Origin of the sequence: Acinetobacter sp. YH12027, assembly GCF_013420085.1 — a bacterium.
Lineage (GTDB): Bacteria > Pseudomonadota > Gammaproteobacteria > Pseudomonadales > Moraxellaceae > Acinetobacter > Acinetobacter amyesii.
In genome coordinates this window covers 21,350-39,952 of record NZ_VOYW01000001.1, presented here as the reverse complement: position 1 = coordinate 39,952, position 18,603 = coordinate 21,350, and the positions used below count along the sequence as shown (strand labels likewise).

The window sequence follows — 18,603 nt, the reverse complement described above, 5'->3', positions numbered from 1 at the left end:
AAGATAGGGCACCTAAAAAATTTAAAGTGAAGAGTTAATATAACTTTTCTCAACATTTACATTTGCTAAAACAGCCGAGGATTACATGAAGGCTCTTGTTGCTGTAAAACGTGTGGTTGATGCCAACGTTAAAGTTCGCGTTAAGCCGGACAACAGTGGTGTTGACTTAACGAACGTTAAAATGTCAATTAACCCATTCTGTGAAATCGCAGTGGAAGAAGCGGTTCGTTTAAAAGAAAAAGGAACTGTTTCAGAAATCGTTGTTGTTTCTATTGGTCCTAAAGAAGCTCAAGAACAAATCCGTTCTTCTATGGCGCTTGGTGCAGACCGAGGTATCCTTGTTGAAGCTGACGACAGCCAGTTAGGTGCACTTGAAGTTGCAAAAATCCTAAAAGGTGTTGTAGACGCTGAACAACCTCAATTGATCCTTCTTGGTAAACAAGCAATTGATGACGACTCTAACCAAGTTGGTCAGATGCTTGGTGCGCTTTTAGGTGCTGGCCAAGGTACTTTCGCTTCAGAAGTTAAAGTTGAAGGCGACAAAGTACAAGTGACTCGTGAAATCGACGGTGGTTTACAAACTGTTGAACTTGCACTTCCTGCAATTATCACCACTGACTTGCGTTTGAATGAGCCACGTTATGCTGCTCTTCCAAACATTATGAAAGCGCGTAAAAAGCCGCTTGATATTAAGTCACCTGCTGATTATGGCGTTTCACCTGCAACTAAGCTTAAAACTGTTAAAGTTGAAGCTCCTGCAGAACGTAAAGCGGGCGTACAAGTGAAGTCTGTAGACGAGCTTGTAGATAAATTGAAAAACGAAGCGAAAGTGATCTAATACAGAAGGATAAAAATCATGAGTATTTTAGTTATCGCTGAGCACGACAACAAAGCACTAAATGGTGCAACTCTTAACGTTGTTGCTGCAGCGCAAAAAATCGGTGGTGATATCACTGTATTAGTAGCTGGTTCAGGCGCTCAAGCAGTTGCAGACCAAGCAGCTAAAGTTGCGGGTGTAAGCAAAGTATTACTTGCTGACGACGCTGCTTATGCTAATCAATTGGCTGAAAACGTTGCTAAATTAGTTTCTTCTATCGGTGCGGGTTACACTCACATCCTTGCTGCTTCTACGACAACGGGCAAAAACGTACTTCCACGTGCTGCTGCGCTACTTGACGTAAGCATGATCACTGACATCATTGCTGTTGAAGGTCCTAAAACTTTCAAACGTCCAATCTATGCAGGCAACGCGATTGCAACTGTAGAGTCTGGCGAGTCTGTTGTAGTTGCGACTGTTCGTGGTACTGCATTTGATGCTGTTGCAAGCGAAGGCGGCTCTGCTGCAGTTGAAGCTGTTGCATCTACTGGTGATGCTGGTATTTCTAAGTTTGTTTCTGAAGAAATCGTGAAATCTGAACGTCCAGAATTAACAGCTGCGCGTATTGTTGTTTCAGGCGGTCGTGGTGTTGGTTCAGGTGAAAACTATCACACTGTTCTTGATCCATTAGCGGACAAGCTTGGTGCTGCGCAAGGCGCATCTCGTGCAGCAGTTGATGCTGGTTTCGTACCAAACGATATGCAAGTGGGTCAAACAGGTAAAATCGTTGCTCCTGACTTGTACATCGCTGTAGGTATCTCTGGTGCGATTCAGCACTTGGCAGGTATGAAAGAATCTAAAGTGATCGTTGCGATCAACAAAGATGAAGAAGCGCCAATTAACTCAGTAGCTGACTACTGGTTAGTGGGTGATTTGAATACTGTTGTTCCAGAATTAGTATCTAAAATCTAATTTCTGAACGCAGTTCAAAACGCTCCTAAGCTTATGGTTTAGGGGCGTTTTTGTTGTTTGAAGAATTAGTAGGTCTTCTTGGTTATGTTTAATCGATTAATTATACGTAAATGTACATATATAAATTGCACTTAGATGTTTCATGCTTATGAGGGTAGTGGATTCTTAGTTTTGTAGTTCAAAATTCATATAGTGTTTCTTATTATTGGTATTAGACACTACTGTAGCGCAAGCTATTTGTACGTTAAAACTTAAATGGTAAGTAAGCAGGCGCAATCGCTTGGTAATAGGATGGAGATTAATAAATTATAAAAAATACAAAGATTTAAAATAAAATAATAAAAATTTATCCTTCAAGTTTGAATCTTAAACTTAAAGCAAGCTTAAAGAATTGTATATTTTGTGTTAACATTGCTTTTTTATTGAACTTGCCCTTTAGGCGGAGTCTCCCTTTGAAATTTGATTTTCAGTTACCAATCAGTGTATTGGTGCTGATGATCTGTTGTTTACTTTTTCCTGTTTTACAAAGTATCTCTTTTCCTTTATTTGATGGAATGACTGTTACAGCAGTTGAATCGGTCCAAGCATTGTTATTGCTGTTTTTTGCGATTTTTACTTTTTTCTATATTCGACCACTTGAAATGCAAGATGGAAAGAAACAATTTTGGTTGTGGGCTGTTGCATGGTGGTTGTTGCTATTTGGTCGTAGTATTAGTTGGGGGCGTGACTATTTTCCTGATGTGCCTAAACCGTATTTTCGTTTAATTTCGGTATTCATGATTGCACCCTGTCGTCTTTATGCTGTTTTCGCCTTATTTACGCCAAGAAATCGCACGTAACTTAAAAACCTTGGCTTTGCCAATTTGGCCATTCGGCTTGGTGATATTGGGCTTATTTATTTCTGATGCAGTTGAGCATAGTCGAAGTCTTAGTTTTTTATTTTTGTACGATTTGGCTTATAAAGATTTCATCGAAGAAGTTTATGAATTTCCGCTTATTTTTGGTTTGTTTCTAACAGCATACCCATGGTTGCAGCATGATCATGTGCCTCAAGAATTAGAGGTCATGCAATATCATAAAGAGTGATTTTTATCACATTTATGGGTCTAAATTTGAAGCTTCGAAAAGAAATATTTTGAACATTAAACAACCTCTATTCGTAGAGGTTTTTTTCACAGCAAATAAAATCAAAATGCTTAAAATAAATACAAAAAATCATGGTTCTAGTGCAAGATGATTGGCACAAAAATCAGGGTTTTTATGCTATACTGTCCGACTTGATTTTTGATATTGGTTCAGTATTTTTTGAACTAATTTTTACAGATTTACGATATATAAATGCGGGCAGAATTCTGCTTGTATAACAAGGAGTATGCATGAGCGTATCGGAAATTAGACCGATTGCCATTGAGGATGAACTGAAGAGCTCATATCTCGATTATGCAATGAGCGTGATTGTGTCACGTGCGTTGCCAGATGTCCGAGATGGTCTCAAACCTGTTCACCGTCGTGTGCTTTTTGCAATGCACGAATTGGGCAATGACTACAACAAAGCTTACAAAAAGTCTGCCCGTGTAGTCGGTGACGTCATCGGTAAATATCACCCACATGGTGACTTAGCTGTATACGAAACCATTGTTCGTATGGCTCAAGATTTCAGTTTACGCTATCAATTGGTTGATGGTCAGGGTAACTTCGGTTCTGTCGATGGTGACAGTGCAGCAGCAATGCGTTATACCGAAGTTCGTATGCGTAAATTGACCCACGAACTTTTAGCGGATCTTGAGAAAGATACCGTAGAGTGGGAAGACAACTACGACGGTTCTGAACGTATTCCACAAGTCATGCCAACACGTGTGCCTAACTTGTTGATTAACGGTGTAGCTGGTATTGCTGTAGGTATGGCAACCAACATGGCTCCGCATAATATGACAGAAGTCATTAATGCATGTCTTGCTTATGCCAACGATCCGCACATCAGCATTGAAGGGTTAATGGAACACATTTCTGGTCCAGACTTCCCTACAGGCGGCATCATTTACGGTAAATCAGGCATTGTCGATGCATACCGTACTGGTAAAGGCCGTTTGCATATCCGTGGTAAATATCACATTGAAGAAGACCAAAAATCGGGCCGCAGCACGATTATCTTCACTGAAATTCCTTATCAAGTTAACAAAGCAAAAACCATTGAGCGTATTGCTGAGTTGGTCAAAGAGAAAAAACTTGAAGGTATTTCTGAACTTCGTGATGAATCAGATAAAGAAGGGATGCGTATTGCAATTGACTTAAAGCGTGGTGAAAACGCTGAAGTGATTGTAAATAACCTATTCCAAAATACCCAATTAGAAAATTCATTCAGCATTAACATGGTCTGCCTCGATAATGGTCAGCCTAAGTTAATGAACTTGAAAGATATTATTGCAGCGTTTATCCGTCACCGTCAGGAAGTGGTTACACGCCGTACCATGTTCGAACTGCGTAAAGCACGTGAACGTGGACATATCTTAGAAGGTTTGACGGTTGCACTCGCAAATATCGATGCGATCATTGAAACCATCAAAACATCTGCAAACCCTAGCGAAGCACGTGAACGTTTACAAGCGGGCGAGTGGGCAGGTGGTGGTGTTGTTGCCTTGCTTGAAAAAGCAGGCGCGGTATCTGTCCGTCCAGATGAAATTGAAGGCGAAGATCCAGCACGCCCATTTGGTTTAACTGGTGATATTTATCGTCTGTCTCCAACCCAAGTAGGTGCGATCTTAGAACTTCGTTTACATCGCTTAACCGGTCTAGAACAAGACAAGTTACAAGCTGAATATACAGAAATTCTTGGTCAAATTGCTGAATATACTGCAATTTTGAACGATTTCAACTTGTTGATGAACGTGATTAAAGAAGAATTGGCTTTAATCCTTCAACAATATGGCGATGCACGTCGTACCGATATCGTGGAATCACGTATCGACTTCTCTCGTGAAGATTTAATCCCTGAAGAGCAAATGGTACTGACTGTTTCTAAATCAGGCTATGCAAAAACTCAACCATTGTCAGACTACGCTGCACAGCGTCGTGGTGGACGTGGTAAGTCTGCAACTTCAATGAAAGAAGACGATTACATCCAGCATTTGATCGTGACTTCAAACCACGCAACAGTGCTTTGCTTTACCAATGTAGGTAAAGTTTATCGTCTGAAAGTGTATGAAGTGCCTCAAGCATCTCGTGGTGCGAAAGGTCGTCCGATGGTGAACTTATTGCCATTAGATGAAAACGAAACCATCACCGCTATTTTACCAGTGGTCGATGCGCCGAAGAAATTTAAAGAACGTTTGGCTGACTTTAAAGTATTTATAAAAGCCAATAGTGCACAGTTACAAACCAATGAAGTGATTAATAGTCATTTTGCGGGCTTAGAAGCTGCACTTGCTGAGACTGAAGATGGTGCAGATGATTTATCTGACGCACTTCGTATTCAGTTGAAACAATTGGGTCTAGAGTTATCTACGACTGATCTTGATGATGAAATCATCAATGACTTTGCACAGCAAGCGGAAGCCGTTCGTAAAAACTTCTACGTATTTATGGCAACAGAATACGGTACGATTAAACGTGTTGAGTTAGAACAATTCTCGAATGTTCGTTCAAACGGTCTACGCGCGATTGAACTCAATGGTGATGACACCTTAATCGGTGTTGCCATTACCGACGGCGAACAACAAATCATGTTGTTCTCAAACGAAGGTAAAGCCATTCGTTTTGCAGAAACTGACGTGCGTTCAATGGGTCGTTCTGCCAAAGGTGTTCGTGGTATGCGCGTGACCATTGGTGCAGCAGCTCAAGCTGAAGACGCTGAAGATGCGGATGTAGAGTCTGATGATGAAGATACCTCTGATTCAGCTCTCATTAGCCGTATAGTGTCATTGGTAGTTGTTCCGGAAACTGGTGAAGTACTTTGTGCTTCAGCTAATGGTTATGGTAAGCGTACACCAGTGGATGACTTCCCAACCAAGAAACGTGGCGGTAAAGGTGTTATTGCAATCAAAACATCTGAACGTAACGGTGAACTCGTTGGTGCGGTGGCGATTGATGCGTCTAAAGAGCTAATGTTAATTTCTGATGGCGGTACGTTGGTGCGTACACGTGCGTCTGAAGTAGCACAAACAGGTCGTAATGCTCAAGGTGTTCGTTTGATTCGTTTAGGTGAAAGTGAAATCTTAGTCGGTGTTGTGGCGATCGAAGCAGTTGAAGAAGACGAAACTTTTGAAGAAGTGGAAGCAATCGAAACTGAGCAGCTTGTAGATGACTCAACAATTATTGATCAAAATGACAATGAATCAGATCTCAATGAGCCTGAAGAAGACTAATTGAAGATTGAGAAAAGAGGGCGCTACGGCGTCCTTTTTTATAGACAGATAATTTTAGATTGATGAGTACAATATGAAATTAAAATATTTTGCAATGGCTTCACTTATTGGGCTTGGCGGCTGTGACCAAATTGGTCAAAAAGCCTTAAATGCAATCCCAGACCCAAGTGCTGAACAGACTGAAGTTGCCCAAGCTGCCTATGATCAGTTGCGTGAAGGCAATTTTGAAAAGCTGTACACCTACTTTGAACCAGAACTCAAAGCCAAGTTTGAACAGAATGAAAAAGAGCTGCGTAAATTTGCACGAGGTATTCCGAAACAAGATTACTCACGCAAAAATATAGTGGCTAAGCACATTGAAAAATCGACTGAAAAACCGTCTTTATATACGGTCACTTATGAGTACGGTTATACCAATAAAAACCTTGTACAGTATGATGTAAGTTTTGATAAACCTGCAGGAAGTAACAAAATTCGAGATTTTAATATTTCAGTTTTTGGCGAAAAAAATAAATAAAGTTTGGTAAAAAATAAAACAAAGCTGTAAAAAAGGACGCCGAAGCGTCCTTTTTTATGTCATTAAATTAAGCGGCATCTTTTAGATTAGCGGCATAATTTTTTTGTTTTTCAGTATCAAATTGGCCTTCCCATTTACTGATCACCAGTACAGCAAGCGCGTTACCAATCACATTCAGTACAGTACGTGCCATATCTAAAATACGGTCAATACCTGCAATAAATGCCAGACCTTCAAGAGGAATACCGACGCTGCCGAGAGTCGCTAGCAAGACCACGAAAGAAACGCCAGGTACACCTGCAATCCCTTTAGACGTAATCATCAAGGTCAGTACTAGAATCACTTGTTGGGTGATTGTCAGATCGATCCCGTAAAGCTGAGCAATAAAGATAGCTGCAATACTTTGATATAGGGTCGAACCATCGAGGTTAAATGAATAGCCAATTGGAATCACGAAACTGGTAATCGGTTTCGGAGCACCATAAGCTTCCATTTTTTCCATAATACGGGGTAGGACAGTTTCAGAACTTGCAGTTGAATACGCGAGAATCAATTCATCTTTTAAGATCTTGATAATGGCCCAAACACTGAAGCCACAGAATTTAGCAACTGCACCTAATACAATGAAAATAAAGAAGAAGATTGCACCATAAACTAAAACTGCGAGTTTAAGCAGTGGCACAAGAGAGCTGAAGCCGAAATTCGCAACAGTCGCTGCAATCAAGCCGAATACACCAATAGGTGCAAACATCATGATCATGTGCGTAACTTTAAACATCGTTTCAGAAACAGCGGTCAACACTTTAATTAAAGGTTGTTTTACTTCCTGATCAAGCGCACCTAAACCTACACCAAACATCACAGAGAAAAAGATGATTGGGAGCATTTGACCACTAGTCAAAGCTGCAAAAAAGTTAGATGGAATAAGTGAAAGTATTGTTTGAATCAAACCATGAGAATGTTCACTGACTTCATGTGTTGTTTCTTGATACTTTGAAATATCGACTTGCGTCAATGCAGACATATCAATGCCGGCACCAGGTTGGAATACGTTGGCTGCAACTAAACCGACTAAAATAGCAACGGTGGTAATGATTTCAAAATAAATAATCGTTTTGAAACCTAGTTTACCTAAGTTACTACCGTGACTTGTATTGGCAATACCTAAAATAAGCATCGACACAACAAGCGGAATAACGATCATCTTAATGAGGTTAATAAAAATTGAGCCCAAAGGAGTCAAAAAGTTATTAACTAAAGCATCACGATATTCAGGAGAATAGTGTAGGAAAGCACCAACAAGTATACCTAGAATGAGAGCAATCACGATTTGCCAGGCAAGGCTCACCTTAATCTTTTTCATACATCAGCTCTTATGTCAGATTTGGGAGAAAAAAGCCCACAGTCATCCACGAACAAATGTTGCAGACAGACTGAATCCGCCATGACAAAAAGTTCTGAATAATTTGGGAGATAAATACGATAATATTTTGCAGTTTATATGAGAATACAGCCAACGATTTTGATCAAAACCAAACTGTTTGATCGATAAATTATCATTTTTAGTTGTATAAGCGATTTGATTATTAAGTTTAATTTATAGAACGAATAAAATTGAGTTATTAATGAACACTTCACAAAATCTCTGATTTGCCTAGAAAGATCGAAAAACTAATTGTGAGCCTGTATTTTTCATTTTTATATAGAAGTTTGCTTTATACTTGTGAGGCAGATAAATCAGTGAAAATTCTATAAATCACACAGATTATCCGAACTAAATTTTAACTTTATATATTTTAATAATAACCAGAGGGCTTGTACGGTGTTGAAAAAATTAGTCGTCATCATTGCTTTAATCTTACCTATAACGGCTTGTGAAAAAATCGGCGATTTCTTGATTGCAAAATTCGAATCAAGCCTACCAAGTGAGACAAGCTCACAGCGTATCAAGTCAGAAAAATTATTCGCAGCACTACACCAACCCCATCAAGACAGCTTTTTGGTATTGGTTGAAGAAAATGTTCGTGATGCGATGCTAGCAGATCCAGAGCTGTTTTCACGTATGAAAAAGCTGATTCCTGCAGGTCAACCTAGTGCTGAGGCGGAAGTAATTCAGCGAATGGCAAATACTCGGCTGGGAGAAGGTAAGACCACAACAATTGTGTATAAATATGATTATCCGCAAAAAGAACTGTATATGAGTGTGGTCTTTGCAGGTCATGATGGGAACGATAAAGTGAAAGGATTCTGGCTCGAAAACGCTGCAGAAAAAGAATCAGATGATTTGGTTACTGAGATCACCTCAGATGCAGATGATTTTGATATTCAAGTGGATGAAGCATCGACTGTCACGCCAAATGCATACAGCTAATAGATGACAGCAAGAATTTAAATTTGAGACATGATTAGATACAAAGCGGTCGAGTCTATGATGAATAGGTTTGAACGCATTTCGCTTGAGACCAGACATGTCTTACAGCACAAAAAGCTTTATCTTTTGGCAAACTTTAAACGCCAGACAGCAAGACATAAAAAAATCAGTCCAATACTTGTGAGATAAAGCAGTTTTGGGATGACGATTACTGTAGGCACACCCATCTGATTGAGTTGAAGGAACATTTGAATGCCTTGGGTCGAAGGTAATGCTTGAGCGAGTATTTGCATCCATTTAGGCATAGCTGCATGTGGCCATGCCGTTCCCGAAAGTAGAAATAGCGGAATAGAACTAAAAACGATGACATGTCCTGCACGTTCTGGCAGGTCAAGAAAAGTTGCGAGATAGAGGGTCATCGCAATAATACAACTGAAGAAGATGGGCACAGCAATGAACATGCCCCAAAAATTTCCACCGCGTGGATAATCATTCAGCCAAAAGGTAAAACCAAATAAATAGAAGCATCCCAACGTTCCAATGGTCAAAATACACAAGAAGATGCCAGCCAATTGTGTATAGCTCGGACGCCATGCTGTGTTTTGTCGATAGGTCGCAATCAGCATGCACAGACCCAATAAAATCGTCTGATGAATAATTAAGGGAGCAACCGCTGGGAAAATATAGCTGCCGTAGCCTGAAAGTGGATTAAACAATGGAATCTTATGGATAGATAAAGCTGGGCTAAAATCGGATATGTTCTGGAATTTTTCTGCATATTCGCCGAGAGCATTTTCCATCGAACTGGCTAAACCTAAGCCAATTTTTTGCGTCTTTAGAAAGTTTGCAGCACTGAGATATAAACCAATTCCACCGGTTTCACCACGGCGAATGCTATTTGAAAGATTACTCGGCAACAGTAAAATCCCGTCAGCTTGCTGACTTCGGAGCATATTTTCAGCTTCCGCAAAATTACCAGTCACAGCTCGAATTTCTACATTGGGACTATTGGCTACAGCACCAATAATCGTATTGGTGAGTATGCTTTGTTCCTCATCCACCACAATAATGGGGAGCGATTCTGCGTGTTCCGCTTGATAAGCAATGGGATAAAAAAAACTGTAAAGAAAAACAGAAAGCACTAAGGTGGTAAAAATCGAACTGTGCTTCACAATATCTTTAAAGGTTTGAATATAGTGTCTGAGCAAAGTTGATAGAAATGACACGATTTTATTCATATGCTTTGCTCCTTCAGTACTTTCCGTAAAAAGAAGCTGGCAAGAACCAAATAGAACAGACAGTAAATGATCAGGGTGACAAGCGGTGTGATTGAAATGGAGATTGGGCTACCAATGACCCATTGTTCTGTTTGTAATTTGGCATAAGGCGTATAGGGAATAATATTGGCCCAGAATTTTGTAAACATCGGCGCGTTATTCAGCGGCAATGTCACCCCTGCAAAACTCAGTGATGAGCCACCATATACCGCAATAAAACCAAAAGATTTGGTGAGATCACGTGTCGCCAAAACTACAGTAGAACTGATAAAGGCATAGGCTGTATAAAAAAACAATTGCCCGAGCAAAATGAGCAGTAATGAACCCTGAACAAACCACCCTCGAAACACGATTAGCCAGAACATCCATGCCCATGTCCAAGCGGTAAAAATGAAAACATAACTGAGATTTTTAGCGATTAAAGCTTGAAAGACAGAAGTCGGTTTCACCCATTGATTTACAGTGCCATATTTGATTTCTTGACCGACTGAAAATGCGACACAGCAACACAGTAATAAATGCAGAATCGCAGGAATCATGTACGGCTCTAAATAGAACTCATAATTTAAACCTGGATTATATAAAGGTGAAATTTTGACATTGGGTGTCGGTGCATCGAGGTAGGGAATTGTATTTTCTAAATACTGATGACCACTAAAATCGGCCATGGCTTGCAATGTACTTAGCAGCATGGCTGATGAAATACTATTGCCGACACTAAAATAGCTTTGGTTATAGGCAATGCTGACTTCTGCATCTTTTGCTTGAACCAGTCGTTGCTCTGCACCAGCAGGAATATGAATATAGCCCCAAATTTGAGTCTGATTTAAAAGCTTTTCAGCATCATCCATACTGGGTGTAATGGTGGCTACTTTTAAGGTATGGTTCAGCTGCGCAAAATGAGTAATGTTACGGCTTAAACTGCTTTGATCTTGGTCTATGATCGCAATGGGTAAATGATCTGGTTTGCCTTGAGCAAACATATTGGTAAAGAGCAAAATCACAAGGGCAGGGGCAAGTGTGACCATACACAAGTCCCATTTATGCTGCATCAAATAGCGAAACTCACGCAGAATGCCCCTAAACATTATTTACGCTCTTCAATTTTAAACAAAACGCTCATACCCACTTTTAAGTCAGCAATCGGCTGAGCGGGTTTCAGTTGGACTTTAAAACTACGAATATCATAGCCGCCCGTTTGCCGCGTGGTTTTAATCGTTGCAAATTCACCTTCGGCTTCGATGTGATCAATTTTAAAATCGGCAGATTTGTTTAGCGCCGGTATAAATCCTTGCATGGTCTTGAGTTGATACACTTGAGCATACTGGTCTTCACGGACATTTAAGCTAATCCACAAGCTATCATCTTGAATCAGACTCACTACGGGCACACCCATCGCAACTAATTCTGAAACTTTGCCATAGGTTTTTGAAATGGTGCCATTGGAGGGTGCAAACAATTTGGTTTCAGCCTCAAGTGCATTGGCTTCAGCCAACGCGGCTTGCGCAATCTTGACTTGGGCATCTGCCGAGCTTTGTTGTTGCGGTGTACTGCCACGTTTTGCACGCGCATATTGTTGATAAGACGCTTCTGTCATTTGTGCAGCAGACACTGCGGCAGCTTGCATTTCATCACGGCGTTGTCGTGAAATGACACCTTCTTTATAGAGGTTTTGACCACGTTGGTAGGTGGTTTGCGCCAATTGTTGCTGTGCTTTTAGACTTTGCCAATTGGCATATAAACTATCAATATTTTCTTGTTGAGAGCCACGTTCAGCTGTGGATTGCAGTGCTTGCGCAGATTGGAGAGCAGCTAAAGCCTGTTGTTTCTTTGCATCGACTTCGGGGCTGGTTAAACGAACCAGTGCTTGACCTGCTTGTACTTTTTCACCGTCATGCACATATATTTCTTCGATACGGCTGGGTACTTTGGTACTAATGTGAATGGTTTCAGCCTCCACTCGACCTTGTAATTCAACCTGCTTGGGCTGATAACTTTTCCATAAGCCAAATGCAATCAATGCCAAAAGTAGTATCAATATAATACCAACGGCAATTTTTATCAGTATAGATTTCTTATGTTGGTCTTTTGTTGGGGAGAAAGAGTGGTCTTGCTCTAGAGACGTTGAATTAACAGATTCTGTCGGCTTTTTATCCATCGCGATTTCGTCTTGCGTACTACTGTTTTCCATAACAGGCTTTGGTACAACCGTATCATTTGTTGATGTAACAGATGATTTATCCTCAGTTGAGGTGTCTTTTGGTTGATCAGTTGAATCCTGATTCATGTGCATTTCCCCAGTCTAAGTTTAATGGATGTAATCGGTGTGTGATTGATTGATATAGCTTTGGAACTGGTCAATGCTCCCGTGACTTTGTAGCAATGTTGCAAGTGACATCACGTATTTATAAGCATTGAGTGCCATTTCACTTTGTAGCCCGCTCAGTGCATTTTGTGCATCAATCACTTGTGTGGCTGTTCCCATATCTTCTTTAAATGAAAGCTGTTGAATTCTTAAATTTTCTTGAGCAGCTTTTAGGTTTTGCTGCAACAACAGGTGACTTTGTTGAGCGCTGGTGACTTCATTAAATGAGCTATAAATCAGGCTTTCAATTTCTTGTTTGGTACGCTCAGTCATTAACTCAGATGCATAGCGTTGAAGTTCAGCAGCTTGTACGGATTTGTTTTTATCAATACCTGAAAATAAGTTGTAGCGAGCGGCAACACCAACGATCCAGTTTTGTTTATCGTCGAGACTATATTCACCAAAGGCAAAGACGTTGGGTTTTTTTGCTGCGCTTTGGGCTTTCACATTAGCACCAGCCAATTGACTGTCCAATTGCATTTTACGCACCAAACTAGACTGATCCTGATAACTTTTTAGTAAGGCGGTTATATTTTGATTGTGTTGCTGATTGATAAATAATGGCGTTGTAAGATCAGTAATTTGGCTGCTTTGCATTAAGTTGTTTAACTTAAATAAGCTAGAGCGGAGATTCGCTTCAGTATTTTGAAAAGTTCTGAGTGCATTATTCTTCGCCACTTCAAATTGCATACGCTGGCCTTTGCTAATAAAACCCTGTTGTTCCATTTTGAGCGCATTGGCATAGTGTTGTTGCATCGCATTTAAATTGAAGCGGCTGCTTTCGACTAATTTTTTTTGTAATTGAGCATTGAAGTAGGCTTGGATTAATTCAAAACGTTGCACATCTTGTTGTTGTTCACTGCTTATCGCGCTGCGTTTGGCTTGGATATTGGCAATTTCCTTGGCGCTAGACGTTAACCCACCGGTATACAGCGGCATCATTACGGAAACGGTAGGGCGGATCACTTGATCATCTAAGACCACTTGGGAAGAATCTGGAATTAATCCGACACCATCACGGATTGGCTGTTGCAGACTGTCTTTTAATGGGTCTGCCAAATCACTCGGTAAGCTTTCATCAATTTTATTATTAATGCCATTACTCAGCGTTTGTTCTAAGTTGTTTTTTAAGGCGCCGAGAGGAATATCGAGTTCATTATGAAAGGCATAGGCACGGACGTTTAAATCCACACGAGGTAAACCAAGGCCTTTAATGGCCTGAGCTTGAAGTTCGGCAGATTGTTGTAGCGCTTGGTTGGCCTGAGTATTATACGAACTAGTGAGTAGACTTTGTTCTGCTTGGTTATAACTGATACTTTGCGCAAGTACCGTAGGGCTAAAAAAGCCACTGAAACAACCAAGGCCAAGCAGTAAACCTGAACGAAATGTATGTTTAATTTTTATAGAATAATCTGTTCGAGGTAAAGGCATAAAAATACACTCACAGCTAGGATGGGTTCATTATAGTCATTGTGATGAAGTTGGGTAAATTCACTAAGTTGTTGTATTGTTTCATATACATGTGTAAATAAATTTTATCTTCGCAGCGCACGTCATTTTCGCACATCAAGACCTTAAATTAGCATCAATTCAAGGGATAAAAAATATCAGTAAATCTAATAATTTGAATTAAGAAGAATTAATTTTGATCTTTATTGAAATTTTGACTTTAAATGTCAGACAGCATTGGAATATTTTCAGCTTTAACTACTGCAAGCACGCGTCAGATATGGTTAAATGCCATCATTTTATTGTGTTTCACTTTGAAAGGAAAACTCATGCGCGCGTACAACTTCTGTGCTGGTCCTGCTGCATTACCCACTGCCGTTTTAGAAAAAGCTCAAGCTGAAATGCTTGACTGGCAAGGCAAAGGCCTTTCGATCATGGAAATGAGCCACCGTAGTAAAGACTATGTCGCTGTGGCAGAGAAAGCAGAAGCTGATCTTCGTAAGCTGATGAATATTCCAGACAACTATAAAGTGTTATTCCTTCAAGGTGGCGCATCACTTCAATTCTCTGCGATCCCATTAAACCTATTGGGTAAAAACAGCAAAGCAGACTATATCCACACTGGTATTTGGTCTGAAAAAGCGTTGAAAGAAGCACAGCGTTATGGCGACATTAATGTTGTTGAAGCGGGTACCACCATTGACGGTAAACTTGCGATTACTGATCAAAGCACCTGGAACTTATCTGATGATGCGGCTTATGTGCATTATGCAGATAATGAAACTATTGGTGGTCTTCAGTTTGCCAACATTCCTGAAACGGACAAACCATTGGTTGCCGATTTTTCATCGAGCATTTTATCTGCACCATTAGACGTATCTAAGTTCGGTTTAATCTATGCAGGTGCTCAGAAAAATATTGGTCCTGCTGGTTTAACTTTGGTGATTATTCGTGATGATTTATTGGATCAAGCGAAAGCAGATATTCCAAGTATCTTGAAATATTCAGCTCAAGCGAAAAATGGTTCAATGGTGAATACACCTTCAACTTATGCATGGTACTTATCTGGCCTCGTTTTTGAATGGTTACTTGAGCAGGGCGGTGTAGACGCAATTTATAAAGCGAATATGGCAAAAGCTGAATTACTTTATGGTTATATTGATTCAAGCGATTTCTATGCAAATCCAATTGCAAAAGAATTCCGTTCAATCATGAACGTACCATTTACTTTGGCGAATCCAGATTTGGAAAAACAATTCTTGAAAGAAGCTGAAGAAAATCACTTGCTGAATTTAGCTGGTCACCGTTCAGTGGGTGGTATGCGTGCAAGTATTTATAATGCTGTTCCGCTAGAAGGCGTTCAAGCACTGGTTAACTTTATGGATGACTTTGCAAAACGCAACGCATAATCCTAAAGGCATAAAAAAAAACCGGCAAATGCCGGTTTTTTTATTGAATAGATTAAAAAATAAAAGTATGTAAAACGTATGCACAAATCAGCATACCTAACATAAAAAATAAGCAGGACATTGGCTCGATTTGATATCGAGATTCCATGTGATGGTCAACTTGCGATAAGTTTTCTTCTTGCACGACTTTCATAGATATTCTTTCCGATCTATTTATCGTTAATTACTATTTCTTAAACGCATTTTTAACATAATTATTTGATTAAATAAAGTACTATCTGCCATAAACTTACTAAACTATTTAGTTTATTTAAAAATAAGCAACCGAATTGCTAAATTTAGTTTCATAAATTTCCTATCTTATTTATTTATATTAGATTTTTATATTTTATCTTTTGCAGATGGATTTATATTTCGGCATTATTTTGAATTTAATATTGTGGATAAGTTATTTTAATTTAAATTTAAAAATAGAATATATTGACTGGCTTGTGGATAAAAAATATTCAATCATTTAAATATTCAGCGAATACACATGATTAGCGAGAAATAAAAAAAACCGCACTGAGGCGGTTTTTTTTATTTCTAAGTTCCTCAAAAGCAGTAGCTTATAACCATGCCTGGGTATCATCTGCAACAGCAGAACCATGAATGACATGCATAATCATCGAATGGGCGATACTGCCTTTGAAAGGAATTTCAGGTAATGCATCAAATTTAAAGAAAGCTGCATCACTGATTTCTTCTTCTTGTAATTGAAGTTCACCAGCAGCATATTCTGCTTTAAAGGCGATCATTAAATTACTTGGGAAGGGCCAAGGTTGGCTGGCTAAGTATTGAATATTTTTGACCTTTAAACCCACTTCTTCTTCAGTTTCACGACGAACCGCTTCTTCTAAAGTTTCACCGACTTCAACAAAACCCGCGATCAGTCCATACATGGCACGGACATTTTTTGCATTTTTTGCCAATAAGATTTCATCTTCACCACGGGTAATGACGGTAATGACACAAGGATTGACACGAGGGTATTGGTGATAACCGCAAGTGGGACAAACCATGGCGTATTCTGTGGCATGGACTTGAGTTGCTGTGCCGCAGTGGCTACAAAATTTATGATTACGACGCCATTCTAAGAGTTGAATAGCACGGCTGGCTTGTTCAAATTGTTGAACATTCCACAATTGTAGAAGCTGGCGAATAGGGATGAGTTGTAAGCCATCAGGAATAGGCTCATTTTCAAGTAGATCACGGGCAATCACTCGATCACCCGTGCCAATATTTAAATCACTTGCGAGTTGCTCAACTTCGGGAAGTTGAAAGTTTTCATCGACCAGCAATTGCTGTTGTTTGAAGATATACGCAAGTGATAATTTAGACATTAGGCCGCTGCTGATTTCAGTTTTTCGCTACTGTCCAATGCTACCTTAAACATGCCCTGTAAAACAGGTTGTTTGTTCTTTAAATTGTCAATCAACATATCTGCGCTTGCCAATGAATCTAATGCTTGATTCACTTCATTTGCATCAATCGCTGTTGAAGATTCAACTCGTTTCACAATGAATTGAGCTGTTGAATTCAGCGCATTTTGAGCTGCATCTGCATTGAGGAACAACATTGCACCACCAATTTCACGGAATTGAGTTGCAGTCGCTTCAAGTTGTGTCAAATCTTGGTTTTGTAAATACTGAACCAAAGATTGGCTAGCAGCATCAATTAAAACCTTGGTCTCATTTAACAGGGCAGCGTGTGCTTCATCTAAACGATCGAGTGAAATATTCATATTATTCACACGAAGTTGTAAGCGGCTAGAAGTGTGATGACGCTCAAGCACACCAATCGAGTTCATGGCAGACAAGATATTGTTCATCAACTGCTGGGCAAAGCTTTCATCTTGTAAAATCTCAGCATTACCTAATGACGCAGCTTGACGCGACAGGTCGTTATACGCTTCATTTAAGTTCAAGACTTTGAAAATATTTGCCAATTCGTTCAATTTCGCTTGAAGTTCTTGGGTTTTTTCAGGCGTCATATTTTGATAGTTAAATTCAATATCATTACGAATTTGCGTCATTTCAGTCGTAACCAATTCACCAATGGTATGCATGGTTTCGAAGTCAGGACCATATAAATGACGACTGAAAACTTGCAATTGGGTGTCGGTAAGAAGGTCTTCACCGATATTTAACTTGCCACGAATATGATGAGAAATGTCATCTTCTTGGCTAATGCTTAGACTTAAGACATTGGCTAAATCAGAAATGGATGCTTTAAAGCGCTCAGTTCCTGCAAAATATTGAGCCATATTGCGTTCAATGCTTACCAAGGTACGTAAACGAGCATCGGTAATTAAGATTTGATCAATTTGATTAAACGCAACAAAAACCAAGTTCCAGTATTGTTTGCTTGGATGTTTGTCTGAAAGACCTGCTAAATACGTACCGACCAATTTAATCGCTTGCAAATCCAGCTCAGTTTCTTCTTGTTTAATCAATTTATTCAACGCCAACTTATACAGACGGTGAACGTATTTTGATTTTTCAAGTGCAGGAGCTTGAGGTAAGTCAAAGTCAGGAGTAATACAATCGAGTAGGGACTCAATGTGTTGGCCTTCCGACGTTAGAGGTTTACCCAAAGACAGTTCTAGACGATTAAGACTGTCCAGCAGGAACTGTGGAATTTTAACTTCACGTAGGCAGATAAATTCGATATAGCGTTTCAGCATGGTTGTGCCTTCGCTCAGTGCGATGACATCTTGGGTGTTAATTTGCGCAGGATTCCCCATGATCTTGCGCATTAACTCTGCTGAATATTGAGCGATTTTTGCCAAACTTGGCATATCAACTAAAGCTAGTACTTGAGCACATTGTTCAAATTGAATCAGTGCATCATCAATCCCGAAAGGTAAAGTTTGATCTTCAACTAAGGTGCTGACTGCTGATTCGACTAACTTGATTGAGTTATCAACCTCATTTTTTATTATCAGCAAAGCCGTTGGATCAAAATGGATAGAGGTTTGGTAAGACATGTATCTGCACCTTTCCTAGATGTTTTATCTTGTTTAT

Annotated in this window: 15 protein-coding genes; 8 read left to right on the top strand and 7 right to left on the bottom strand. The window is 39.7% G+C overall.

All coding sequences use genetic code 11. The features are described from left to right. Nucleotides 1-85 precede the first annotated feature (85 nt). The 6 genes from FTT94_RS00170 to FTT94_RS00150 all read left to right on the top strand — a co-directional run bounded on the left by FTT94_RS00170 (nt 86) and on the right by FTT94_RS00150 (nt 6,667). Nucleotides 86-838, top strand: coding sequence for an electron transfer flavoprotein subunit beta/FixA family protein (locus FTT94_RS00170; protein ID WP_180106428.1), 753 nt, complete (start codon nt 86-88; stop codon nt 836-838). 18 nt (nt 839-856) lie between these two features. Beyond that, complete coding sequence (locus FTT94_RS00165) at nt 857-1,789, top strand: FAD-binding protein (RefSeq protein ID WP_180169999.1); 933 nt, start codon at nt 857-859, stop codon at nt 1,787-1,789. A 452-nt stretch (nt 1,790-2,241) separates the two neighbouring features. Continuing rightward, a complete protein-coding gene (locus FTT94_RS16535) occupies nt 2,242-2,628 on the top strand; it encodes a hypothetical protein (RefSeq protein WP_257224687.1) in 387 nt (128 codons plus the stop codon). After that, nucleotides 2,588-2,875, top strand: a complete 288-nt coding sequence (locus FTT94_RS16530; RefSeq protein WP_257224686.1) for a hypothetical protein — start codon at nt 2,588-2,590, stop codon at nt 2,873-2,875. Before FTT94_RS16535 ends, FTT94_RS16530 begins: the two co-directional genes overlap by 41 nt. Nucleotides 2,876-3,165: 290 nt before the next feature. Continuing rightward, on the top strand, nt 3,166-6,150 hold the full coding sequence (gene gyrA / locus FTT94_RS00155; protein WP_180169998.1) for a DNA gyrase subunit A: 2,985 nt from the start codon (nt 3,166-3,168) through the stop codon (nt 6,148-6,150). A gap of 73 nt (nt 6,151-6,223) precedes the next feature. Further along, complete coding sequence (locus FTT94_RS00150; protein WP_078192064.1) at nt 6,224-6,667, top strand: DUF3887 domain-containing protein; 444 nt, start codon at nt 6,224-6,226, stop codon at nt 6,665-6,667. Between the two features lie 67 nt (nt 6,668-6,734). Here FTT94_RS00150 and gltP read toward each other — a convergent pair whose 3' ends face one another. Next, nucleotides 6,735-8,030, bottom strand: a complete 1,296-nt coding sequence (gene gltP / locus FTT94_RS00145) for a glutamate/aspartate:proton symporter GltP (protein ID WP_078190399.1) — start codon at nt 8,028-8,030, stop codon at nt 6,735-6,737. Nucleotides 8,031-8,489: 459 nt separating this feature from the next. Here gltP and FTT94_RS00140 point away from each other — a divergent pair, with 459 nt between their 5' ends. Continuing rightward, the gene (locus tag FTT94_RS00140) at nt 8,490-9,038 is read left to right on the top strand and encodes a hypothetical protein (RefSeq protein ID WP_180039639.1); all 549 of its coding nucleotides are present in this window, start codon (nt 8,490-8,492) and stop codon (nt 9,036-9,038) included. A gap of 119 nt (nt 9,039-9,157) precedes the next feature. On the opposite strand, the gene FTT94_RS00135 is transcribed toward FTT94_RS00140, so the two are convergent. Genes FTT94_RS00135 through FTT94_RS00120 form a run of 4 tightly spaced genes read right to left on the bottom strand, consistent with a single transcriptional unit; the run spans nt 9,158 to nt 14,111 of the window. After that, nucleotides 9,158-10,276, bottom strand: coding sequence for an ABC transporter permease (locus tag FTT94_RS00135; RefSeq protein WP_180169997.1), 1,119 nt, complete (start codon nt 10,274-10,276; stop codon nt 9,158-9,160). Next, nucleotides 10,273-11,403, bottom strand: a complete 1,131-nt coding sequence (locus FTT94_RS00130; protein WP_180003320.1) for an ABC transporter permease — start codon at nt 11,401-11,403, stop codon at nt 10,273-10,275. The genes FTT94_RS00135 and FTT94_RS00130 overlap by 4 nt, the downstream gene beginning before the upstream one ends. Next, nucleotides 11,403-12,602 carry an HlyD family secretion protein gene (locus FTT94_RS00125; RefSeq protein WP_373686003.1) on the bottom strand — a complete coding sequence of 400 codons (1,200 nt, stop codon included), beginning with the start codon at nt 12,600-12,602 and terminating at the stop codon, nt 11,403-11,405. The genes FTT94_RS00130 and FTT94_RS00125 overlap by 1 nt, the downstream gene beginning before the upstream one ends. A gap of 21 nt (nt 12,603-12,623) precedes the next feature. Then, nucleotides 12,624-14,111 carry a TolC family protein gene (locus tag FTT94_RS00120; RefSeq protein ID WP_180169996.1) on the bottom strand — a complete coding sequence of 496 codons (1,488 nt, stop codon included), beginning with the start codon at nt 14,109-14,111 and terminating at the stop codon, nt 12,624-12,626. A 347-nt stretch (nt 14,112-14,458) separates the two neighbouring features. On the opposite strand from FTT94_RS00120, the gene serC reads away from it, so the two are divergent. After that, a complete protein-coding gene (serC, locus tag FTT94_RS00115) occupies nt 14,459-15,538 on the top strand; it encodes a 3-phosphoserine/phosphohydroxythreonine transaminase (protein WP_111884024.1) in 1,080 nt (359 codons plus the stop codon). A 608-nt stretch (nt 15,539-16,146) separates the two neighbouring features. Here serC and nudC read toward each other — a convergent pair. Next, nucleotides 16,147-16,920: an NAD(+) diphosphatase gene (gene nudC, locus FTT94_RS00110; RefSeq protein WP_180026822.1), complete on the bottom strand. Its 774-nt coding sequence runs from the start codon at nt 16,918-16,920 to the stop codon at nt 16,147-16,149. Next, the gene (locus tag FTT94_RS00105; RefSeq protein WP_180065948.1) at nt 16,920-18,566 is read right to left on the bottom strand and encodes a chemotaxis protein; all 1,647 of its coding nucleotides are present in this window, start codon (nt 18,564-18,566) and stop codon (nt 16,920-16,922) included. The genes nudC and FTT94_RS00105 overlap by 1 nt, the downstream gene beginning before the upstream one ends. Nucleotides 18,567-18,603 lie beyond the last annotated feature (37 nt).

Bases quoted from the DNA above. Each gene is read 5' to 3' on its own strand.
- gltP (WP_078190399.1), bottom strand. From the start codon at position 8,030: ATGAAAAAGATTAAGGTGAGCCTTGCCTGGCAAATCGTGATTGCTCTC.
- FTT94_RS00125 (WP_373686003.1), bottom strand. From the start codon at position 12,602: ATGAATCAGGATTCAACTGATCAACCAAAAGACACCTCAACTGAGGAT.
- FTT94_RS00105 (WP_180065948.1), bottom strand. From the start codon at position 18,566: ATGTCTTACCAAACCTCTATCCATTTTGATCCAACGGCTTTGCTGATA.
- FTT94_RS00165 (WP_180169999.1), top strand. From the start codon at position 857: ATGAGTATTTTAGTTATCGCTGAGCACGACAACAAAGCACTAAATGGT.
- FTT94_RS00130 (WP_180003320.1), bottom strand. From the start codon at position 11,403: ATGTTTAGGGGCATTCTGCGTGAGTTTCGCTATTTGATGCAGCATAAA.
- FTT94_RS00135 (WP_180169997.1), bottom strand. From the start codon at position 10,276: ATGAATAAAATCGTGTCATTTCTATCAACTTTGCTCAGACACTATATT.
- FTT94_RS00150 (WP_078192064.1), top strand. From the start codon at position 6,224: ATGAAATTAAAATATTTTGCAATGGCTTCACTTATTGGGCTTGGCGGC.
- FTT94_RS16530 (WP_257224686.1), top strand. From the start codon at position 2,588: ATGCTGTTTTCGCCTTATTTACGCCAAGAAATCGCACGTAACTTAAAA.
- nudC (WP_180026822.1), bottom strand. From the start codon at position 16,920: ATGTCTAAATTATCACTTGCGTATATCTTCAAACAACAGCAATTGCTG.
- FTT94_RS00120 (WP_180169996.1), bottom strand. From the start codon at position 14,111: ATGCCTTTACCTCGAACAGATTATTCTATAAAAATTAAACATACATTT.
- gyrA (WP_180169998.1), top strand. From the start codon at position 3,166: ATGAGCGTATCGGAAATTAGACCGATTGCCATTGAGGATGAACTGAAG.
- serC (WP_111884024.1), top strand. From the start codon at position 14,459: ATGCGCGCGTACAACTTCTGTGCTGGTCCTGCTGCATTACCCACTGCC.
- FTT94_RS00170 (WP_180106428.1), top strand. From the start codon at position 86: ATGAAGGCTCTTGTTGCTGTAAAACGTGTGGTTGATGCCAACGTTAAA.